8 protein-coding genes are annotated in these 8273 nt (G+C 64.3%); 7 read left to right on the top strand and 1 reads right to left on the bottom strand.

The window, feature by feature from the left end; translation table 11 throughout:
• Positions 1-55 precede the first annotated feature (55 nt).
• The 7 genes from phnK to phnE (VW23_RS15015) all read left to right on the top strand — a co-directional run bounded on the left by phnK (position 56) and on the right by phnE (VW23_RS15015) (position 6755).
• A complete protein-coding gene (phnK, locus tag VW23_RS15045) occupies positions 56-829 on the top strand; it encodes a phosphonate C-P lyase system protein PhnK (RefSeq protein WP_069910370.1) in 774 nt (257 codons plus the stop codon).
• Positions 830-998: 169 nt separating this feature from the next.
• Positions 999-1703 carry a phosphonate C-P lyase system protein PhnL gene (phnL, locus tag VW23_RS15040; RefSeq protein ID WP_069910369.1) on the top strand — a complete coding sequence of 235 codons (705 nt, stop codon included), beginning with the start codon at positions 999-1001 and terminating at the stop codon, positions 1701-1703.
• Positions 1700-2308 carry an LbetaH domain-containing protein gene (locus VW23_RS15035; protein WP_069910368.1) on the top strand — a complete coding sequence of 203 codons (609 nt, stop codon included), beginning with the start codon at positions 1700-1702 and terminating at the stop codon, positions 2306-2308. The genes phnL and VW23_RS15035 overlap by 4 nt, the downstream gene beginning before the upstream one ends.
• A gap of 177 nt (positions 2309-2485) precedes the next feature.
• Positions 2486-3358, top strand: coding sequence for a phosphonate ABC transporter ATP-binding protein (phnC, locus tag VW23_RS15030; protein WP_069910367.1), 873 nt, complete (start codon positions 2486-2488; stop codon positions 3356-3358).
• A 92-nt stretch (positions 3359-3450) separates the two neighbouring features.
• Positions 3451-4359 (top strand): phosphonate ABC transporter substrate-binding protein, encoded by a 909-nt coding sequence (gene phnD / locus VW23_RS15025; RefSeq protein WP_069910366.1) that lies wholly within the window; start codon positions 3451-3453, stop codon positions 4357-4359.
• A 69-nt stretch (positions 4360-4428) separates the two neighbouring features.
• On the top strand, positions 4429-5406 hold the full coding sequence (gene phnE / locus VW23_RS15020; protein ID WP_069910365.1) for a phosphonate ABC transporter, permease protein PhnE: 978 nt from the start codon (positions 4429-4431) through the stop codon (positions 5404-5406).
• Positions 5406-6755 (top strand): phosphonate ABC transporter, permease protein PhnE, encoded by a 1350-nt coding sequence (gene phnE / locus VW23_RS15015; RefSeq protein ID WP_069910364.1) that lies wholly within the window; start codon positions 5406-5408, stop codon positions 6753-6755. The genes phnE (VW23_RS15020) and phnE (VW23_RS15015) overlap by 1 nt, the downstream gene beginning before the upstream one ends.
• Positions 6756-6887: 132 nt before the next feature.
• Here the strand turns inward: phnE (VW23_RS15015) and VW23_RS15010 are convergent, their stop codons facing one another.
• Positions 6888-7928: an ABC transporter ATP-binding protein gene (locus tag VW23_RS15010; RefSeq protein ID WP_069910363.1), complete on the bottom strand. Its 1041-nt coding sequence runs from the start codon at positions 7926-7928 to the stop codon at positions 6888-6890.
• Between the last annotated feature and the right edge of the window lie 345 nt (positions 7929-8273).

The following is an 8273-nucleotide window of genomic DNA, read 5'->3' as shown; positions in this document are numbered from 1 at the left end:
CCCCTCCCCTCAAGGGGGAGGGGAGCTGACAGCCTCGAACATTGGAGTTTCTGCAATGACCGAACCTCTCCTCCGCGTTCGCGACCTCAGCAAATTCTATGGCAGCCGGATGGGCTGTGCCGATGTGTCGTTCGAGCTGTGGCCGGGCGAAGTGCTGGCCATTGTCGGCGAATCCGGTTCGGGCAAGACAACGCTGCTCAACTGCCTTTCTACCCGACTGGAGCCGACCTCCGGCCTGGCCGAGTACCGGATGCGCGACGAGGTGTGGCGCAATCTCTATGACCTCAGCGAAGCCGAGCGGCGCTTCCTGATGCGCACCGACTGGGGCTTTGTGCACCAGAACCCGGCGGATGGGCTGCGCATGACCGTGTCGGCCGGCGCCAATGTCGGCGAGCGGATGATGGCGGTGGGCGACCGGCACTATGGCCGGATCCGCTCAACGGCCATCGAGTGGCTCGGCCGCGTCGAGATTGCCGAAGACCGGGTCGATGACGAACCGCGCGCCTTTTCCGGCGGCATGCGGCAGCGGCTGCAGATCGCCCGCAACCTCGTCACCCATCCGCGTCTCGTCTTCATGGACGAGCCGACCGGCGGGCTCGACGTCTCGGTGCAGGCGCGCCTGCTCGATCTGATCCGCGGCCTCGTCGCCGATCTGGGGCTCTCGGCCATCATCGTCACCCATGACCTGGCGGTGGCGCGGCTGCTGTCGCACCGCATGATGGTGATGAAGGACGGCCACGTGATCGAGCAGGGCCTCACCGACCGGGTGCTCGACGATCCGCGCGAGCCGTATACGCAGCTGCTCGTCAGTTCGATTTTGCAGGTGTGACGGTGCGCACGCTACTGGCAGACGGCCCCCTCCCATCCTCCCCCATAAAGGGGGAGGTGCCGCACCCAGTGTTTGGCACCATCGAGCCACAGCCTCGACTCTTCACCTCCCCCTTTATGGGGGAGGCCGGGAGGGGGCCGTCTCTATCAGTCAAGGAAAGGGCAGTCGAATGACCCCTCTGCTTTCAGTCTCAGACGTCGCAAAATCCTTCACCATGCACCTGCGCGACGGCATAGTGCTGCCAGTGGTCTCCGGTGTCGGGTTTGACGTGAATGCCGGCGAGTGCGTGGTGCTCGGCGGGCCCTCGGGGGCGGGTAAATCGAGCCTGCTCAAGATGGTCTATGGCAACTATGGCGTCGATGCCGGGTCGATCGCGCTGCTCCATCACGGCCAGCCTGTCGACCTCGCGACGGCCAGCCCACGCACCGTGCTTGATCTCCGCCGCGACACCATCGGCTATGTCAGCCAGTTCCTCCGCACCGTGCCGCGGGTCACTACGGTCGATGTGGTGGCGGAGCCGCTGGTCAGCCGCGGTGTCTCCCGGGATGAGGCCCAGGCGAGGGCGCGTGAACTGCTGGCGCGGCTCAACCTGCCGGAGCGGCTGTGGTCGCTGCCGCCGGCGACCTTCTCGGGTGGCGAGCAGCAGCGGGTGAACATCGCCCGTGGCTTCATCACCCCGCACCCGGTGCTGCTGCTGGACGAGCCGACAGCGTCACTCGATGCCACCAACCGCGCCGTGGTGGTGGAGATGATCGCTGAAAAGAAGCGAGCCGGCGTGGCGCTGCTCGGCATTTTCCATGACGAAGAGGTCCGCGCCCAGGTTGCCGACCGCATCGTCGACGTCACCCTGTTCGCCGCAAGGAAAGCCGCATGAAACTCTCCGAAGCGCCCGTCATCGACCCGACCGCCCGGGTCAAGGAGTCCGTCCTCGGCAGATACACCGAGGTCGGCGCGCACTGCCACGTCAACCGTTCGACGCTGGGGGATTACTCCTACTGCGTCGAGGGCACGCAGATCGCCTATGCCGAGATCGGCAAGTTCGCCAACATCGCGGCCAATGTGCGCATCTATGCCAGCAAGCATCCGATGCAGCGCGCCTCGCTGCATCACTTCACCTACCGCTCGAGCTGGTATTTCGAGGGCGAGGCCGATGACGCGGCGTTCTTCGAGTGGCGAGCCGACAACGGCATCGAGATCGGCCACGACACCTGGATCGGCCACGGCGCGGTGATCATGCCGGGCGTCAAAGTCGGGCATGGGGCCATTATCGGCTCCAATGCGGTGGTGACCAAGGACGTCGCCGACTTCGCCATTGCGGTGGGCGTGCCCGCCAAACCGATCCGCCAGCGCTTCCCGCGCCCGATCGCCGATCGCCTTCTGGCGCTGGGCTGGTGGGACTGGAGCCACGACAAGCTGCATCAGGCACTGCCGGATTTCCGTGCGCTCGAGATTGAAGCCTTCCTCGAAAAGTACGAGTAGCCGTCTTTCAACTGTCACAATGGCTTAGGGGGCGCGGCTGAAAGGCTGCGCCCCCAATGCTTTGGCACACGCCGGCAGGCGCTTTTCCACTGTCATCAAGACGTCACCTAACCTTCACGCACGCTTCGTGTAGCCGCCTTACGAGTTGGCCCCGTCGATTGGACGGGGTTTGTACGCATGCTGAAGATTTCCCGGGTTACACGTCGCTTCGGCGCCAAGGTGGCGGTCGACAACGTCAACCTCGAAATCCCCACCGGTCAAATGGTCGGTGTCATCGGCCGTTCCGGGGCCGGCAAGTCGACCCTATTGCGGATGATCAACCGGCTGATCGATGTCAGCGAAGGCAGCGTCGAGTTCGGCGGCCTCGAAGTCTCGTCGCTGCGCGGACAGTCGTTGCGTGACTGGCAGCGCGACTGCGCCATGATCTTCCAGCAGTTCAACCTGGTGCCGCGCCTCGACGTCATCACCAACGTGATGCTCGGCCGGCTCAACCGCCGCAACACCATCATGAGCCTCCTGCAGATCTTTTCGGAGGAAGAGCAACTGCTGGCGCTCAAGGCGCTGGAGCGGCTCGATATCGCCCAGACCGCCAGCCAGTGGGCGCAGACGCTGTCGGGCGGCCAGCAGCAGCGCGTCGCGATTGCCCGGGCGCTGATGCAGGAGCCCAAGGTGATCCTCGCCGACGAGCCGATCGCCTCGCTCGATCCGCGCAATGCCAAGATCGTCATGGACTCGCTGCAGGCGATCAATGAGGAGCAGGGGATCACTGTCGTCACCAACCTCCACACCCTCGATACCGCGCGCGCCTATTGCGAGCGGATCATCGGCATGTCGGCCGGCCGGGTGGTGTTCGATGGCACGCCCGAGCAGCTGACCACCGAGGTGGCGCGTGAGCTCTATGGCGCCGACGGCCTCCAAGAAGCGTTCTCGGAGGAAATGACCTCGACCAGCCTCGAGGCCATCGTCCCAAAGAGAAAAAAGAAGAAGCACGCCGAGCTGCCGGCGGGCGCCCTCGAGGCCCCGCTCGCTTCGGCCGGCCTGCCGAACTGAGATTTCAGAGTTTCCGCTCCTGCCGGTCAGCCGCCTGCTTGCGCGGCGCGACAGGTGGCGGAAAGCCAATCGCGTCACCAAAGGAGACTTCCATGTCCGCGATCCGTAACGTCCTGATGGCGACTCTCGCCCTCACCATGACCAGCACTGCGTTCGCGCAGGATGTCTCGGTCCTCCGCATCGGTCTCGACGGTTCCGAGAACGAAGCCGACCAGATCCGCAAGACCGAATGCGTCGCCGAAGGCCTGAAGGTCGCGACCGGCGTGCCGGAAGTGCAGATCTTCCCGTCGCCCGACTATAACGGTGTGATCCAGGGCCTGCTCGGCGGCACCATCGACATCGCCTCGATGGGCGCTTCGTCCTATGCCGCTATCGCGCTGCAGGACCCGGCCGCGGTCGATCCGATCCTGACCACGGCCGGCGCCGACGGCTCGACCGGCTACTACTCGCTGCTGGTTGCCCGCAAGGACAAGGGCTACACCAAGCTCGCCGACCTCAAGGGCAAGAAGCTCGGCTTCGCCGACCCGGATTCGACCTCGGGCTACCTCGTGCCGAACGTCTCGCTGCCGGCCGATATCGGCGCTCCGGTGGCCGAGTTCTTCGGTGAGACCGGCTTCGGCGGCGGCCATGAAAACCTGGTTCTCGGCGTGCTCGACGGCACCTGGGATGCGGGCACCACCTTTGGTTCGGGCGTCGGCGAATGGGCCGAGGGCTACACCACGGGTAACCTCCACACCATGGTCGAGAAGGGCATTCTCGACACCGACGATATCGTCGAGCTGTGGCGCTCGCCGCAGATCCCGAACGGCCCGCTGATGGTCTCCAACAAGCTGCCGGAAGATCTCAAGGCCAAGATCCAGGCCTTCTTCCTCGAGCTGCCGACCAAGGACCTCGCCTGCTTCCAGGGCTTCACCGGTGGCGAAAACACCGCCTATGTCGAAGTCGAGCCGGCTTTCTACGACACCATCGTAGCCGCCCGTAAGTCCGTGATCGGCGACTGATCCAACACCCAATGAATGGAAACGGCGGTGCCCCCAGAGGTGCCGCCGTTTCGACATCAGGAGCACCGCATGGCGCATATCGCGCACGATCCAGCCGGCGGCATCAGCGACGCGACCCGGACCGTCTACGGTCACTATCGCCAGCAGATCCGCACCCGGCGCGTCTATTCCATCATCGCGCTGGTGGTGTTCGCCATCGTACTGGCCCTGTCGCTCAACTTCGCCAACGCGGCGAACTCGGGCAAGTTTTTTGACCGGCTGCCCTACCTGTTCGATTTCCTGCGCAGCTTTGTGCCGAACGATCCGCTGGAGATTTTCCGGGCGATGTTCGACCAGCCGTCGCCCTATGCCGACGGCTCGATGAAGTACGATTTCACTTCGCAGCGGATGTACTTCACCGACACGCTGTACGTGCCGCATTTCATCTACGAGCTGATGGTCACGGTGAACATCGCGATCGTTTCGACCATCATCGGCGGTGGCCTGGCGTTCTGCCTCTGCTTCTTCGCCGCGACCAACCTGGTCGGCGCCGGCGCCGTGCGCTTCGTGGTGCGGCGCATCATGGAAATTCTCCGCGCCTTCCCGGAGATCGTCATCGCCGGGCTGCTTACCGCGATCCTCTCGATCGGGCCGATCGCGGCGATCTTCGCGGTGTCGCTCCATACCATCGGAGCGCTCGGCAAGCTGTTCTTCGAAGTGGTTGAGAATGCCGACATGAAGCCCGACGAGGGCCTCAGGGCGGTGGGCGCCACCTGGCTCGAGCGGGTGCGTTTCGGCATGCTGCCGCAGGTGCTGCCGAACTTCGTCTCCTACACATTGCTGCGCACCGAGATCAACGTGCGCGCCTCGACCATTATCGGCGCGGTGGGCGGCGGCGGCATCGGCGAGGCGTTCCGTCTGTCGATCGGCAACAATCATGCCGCCAAGACCTACGCCATCATCATCCTGCTGCTCGTCACCATCATCGCCGTCGACCAGTTCTCGGGCTGGCTGCGGCGCCGGCTGGTCGGCAACCAGGCCTTCGAATTCGGACGGGGAGCGGCGTGATGACCAACGGACTCACCATCGACGCGGCGGACCGCGCCCGCCTCAAAGCCGAGCATGCCGCAGTGCTGCACAAGCCGTGGTGGCAGCGCTGGGCGCTGCTGATCGGGCTCGTGGTCACGGTGCCCTATCTCGGCTTCTGCTATGCCTTCTTCAATGTCGGCCCGGCCTTCGAGAACGGCAAATGGGACCGTGCGGCGCTCTACCTGCAGGATTGGTATTCGTGGCGGGCGCAGCCGCGGCTGAAATTTGCCGACGGTAAGGTCACCGCCACCTGGTCGAGCCGCGGGCAGTATCCGAGGGATGCCCGGATCGATTGGCTGACGCCGCACGAGGATGGCTCGATGACCGTGACCTTCGGCGGCACGGGCGATCGGCTGGAAGTGACGCCGAACCTGGTGGTCGCCTATGTCGGCGGCACGCCGCATGAGATCGCCATCGGCGCCGACACCGTGACCGCCCCTGCCGATGCGCCACGGGCTGTACAGCAGGACGGCAGCAAGGTGATCGTCGACTACGGCTTTGCCGGGCAGGCGGAGGTCCGCACCAACCAGGTCTATGTGCAGCGCCGGTTCCTCGGCTGGGCCAATTTCTGGTTCGATACGCACTCGGCCTATTGGGGGCGCAACCCGCTCGAGGTGATCCAGCTGATGTTCAGCGCCGAGCGGATCGATCCGGCGCGCTCGAACTTCGATACGGCAGTGAAGGATTTCCTCAACAACGGCGTCTGGCAGCATGGCGACATTCTGTCGAAGCTCCTGCAGACGCTGGTGATGGCGTTTGTCGGCACGCTGCTCGCGACGCTGTTCGCTTTCCCGCTGGCCTTTATCGCAGCGCGCAACATTACGCGGTCGCGGCCGGTGAACTGGGTGATGAAGCGGACTTTTGACTTCCTGCGCTCGATCGACATGCTGATCTGGGCGCTGTTCTTCACCCGCGGCTTCGGCCCTGGGCCGATCCCCGGGATCGCGGCGATCTTCTTCACCGATGCCGGTGCGCTCGGCAAGGTCTATGCCGAGGCGCTGGAAAACGTCGACGACCGGCAGCGCGAGGGCGTCAAGTCGGTGGGGGCATCACCGACGGTGGTCAACCGCTTTGGCGTGGTACCGCAGGTGCTGCCGGTGTTCATTTCGCAGTCGTTGTATTTCTGGGAAAGCAATACCCGCTCGGCCACGGTGATCGGCGCGGTGGGTGCAGGCGGCATCGGGCTGAAACTGCTCGAAGCGATGGGCACCAATTCCGACTGGGACAAGGTGGCCTATATGGTGCTGCTAATCCTCGTGGTGGTGTTCGTGTTCGATAACCTGTCGAACGCGCTGCGCTCGCGGTTGATCGGGCCGCGGGGGCATTAGAGAGAGCGAATAGCGAATAGCGAATAGCGAATTAGGGAAGGGGTTCGACGCCCTACTGGCTATTCGCTACTCGCGATGCGCCAAGGCCGCCGTGGTTTCCCATGGCGGCCTCATGCATTTCAGCTGCAGCGCTTAGTTGACGCGCTTGCCGTCCTTGTCGAACAGGTGGACGACGCTCAGATCCGGCGCCACCTTGATCTTCGAACCCGGCTGCGCGGTGATGCGCTCGCGGAAGATGCCGTTGATCGACTGGGTGCCGAGGCGGCCGATGACCTGGGTCTCGGAACCGGTCGGCTCCAGCACCACGACTTCGATCTCGATACCGTTCGGATCGATATGCAGGTGCTCGGGGCGGATCCCGTAGACGGCGGCGCTGGCCGGGACGTTGACGGCCGGCAGCAGGATGCCGTCGGTGGTCCTGAAGCCGCCATCGGCAGCCGCGCCGTTGATGAAGTTCATCGAGGGCGAGCCGATAAAGCCGGCGACGAAGGTGTTGAGCGGACGATCATAAAGATCCAGCGGGGTGCCCATCTGCTCGATGATGCCATCGCGCATCACCACGATCTTGTCGGCCATGGTCATGGCTTCGACCTGGTCGTGGGTCACGTAGATGGTGGTGGTCTTCAGGCGCTGATGCAGTTCCTTGATTTCGGAACGCATCTGCACGCGCAGCTTGGCGTCGAGGTTGGACAGCGGCTCGTCGAACAGGAAGACCTGCGGATCACGCACGATGGCGCGGCCCATGGCGACACGCTGGCGCTGACCGCCGGAGAGTTGGCGCGGCTGACGGTCGAGCAGCTTTTCGAGGCCGAGGATCTGCGCGGCGCGATCGACCTTGGCCTTGATCTCGGTCTTCGGCACGCCCTTGAGTTTCAGCGAGAAGCCCATGTTCTGCGCCACCGTCATATGCGGGTAGAGCGCATAGTTCTGGAACACCATGGCGATGTCGCGTTCCTTGGGCGGCAGGTCGTTGACTACGCGGTTGCCGATGCCGATCTCGCCCGAGGTGATTTCCTCGAGGCCGGCGATCATGCGCAGCAGGGTGGACTTGCCGCAGCCCGAGGGGCCGACGAGCACGACGAACTCGCCGTCGGAAATGTCGACCGACACGCCCTTCAGCGCTTCGAAGCCGCCATAGTGCTTGCCGGCCTTGTTGATGGTTACTGGTGCCATGAAGGTTCCTCGTCCCTATCGCGGGGAAGCCCCGCTTTCAGGCTGCACCTTCGACGGGGGGGTATCCAGCGTCAAGGCAGGATCGTGTCGGATTAGACGAAAGTATGAGGAAAGCGTAATACTAAAGTCGTATGTTGCGCCGGGGTGCGCTATCGCCACCGCCAACACCGGCCGTCATCCCGGCGAAAGCCGGGACCCAGTGCTCTGGCTTGTCCGCCCTTGCGATCTGGCCGACCTTGCCGTGATGGACCGGTTGGATTCGTGCCGACCCAACCTCCGAGCAGGGGTCCCGACTTTCGTCGGGATGACGGCCGGTGGGTGGGGCGAGGGCAGTGAGCGCCGCAT

Origin of the sequence: Devosia insulae DS-56, from assembly GCF_000970465.2 — a bacterium.
GTDB lineage: Bacteria > Pseudomonadota > Alphaproteobacteria > Rhizobiales > Devosiaceae > Devosia_A > Devosia_A insulae.
Note: the sequence above shows the minus strand (reverse complement) of the source record. Positions and strands in the feature narration are given on the sequence as shown.

Bases quoted from the DNA above. Each gene is read 5' to 3' on its own strand.
- phnE (WP_069910364.1), top strand. From the start codon at position 5,406: ATGACCAACGGACTCACCATCGACGCGGCGGACCGCGCCCGCCTCAAA.
- phnK (WP_069910370.1), top strand. From the start codon at position 56: ATGACCGAACCTCTCCTCCGCGTTCGCGACCTCAGCAAATTCTATGGC.
- phnL (WP_069910369.1), top strand. From the start codon at position 999: ATGACCCCTCTGCTTTCAGTCTCAGACGTCGCAAAATCCTTCACCATG.
- phnE (WP_069910365.1), top strand. From the start codon at position 4,429: ATGGCGCATATCGCGCACGATCCAGCCGGCGGCATCAGCGACGCGACC.
- VW23_RS15010 (WP_069910363.1), bottom strand. From the start codon at position 7,928: ATGGCACCAGTAACCATCAACAAGGCCGGCAAGCACTATGGCGGCTTC.
- VW23_RS15035 (WP_069910368.1), top strand. From the start codon at position 1,700: ATGAAACTCTCCGAAGCGCCCGTCATCGACCCGACCGCCCGGGTCAAG.
- phnC (WP_069910367.1), top strand. From the start codon at position 2,486: ATGCTGAAGATTTCCCGGGTTACACGTCGCTTCGGCGCCAAGGTGGCG.
- phnD (WP_069910366.1), top strand. From the start codon at position 3,451: ATGTCCGCGATCCGTAACGTCCTGATGGCGACTCTCGCCCTCACCATG.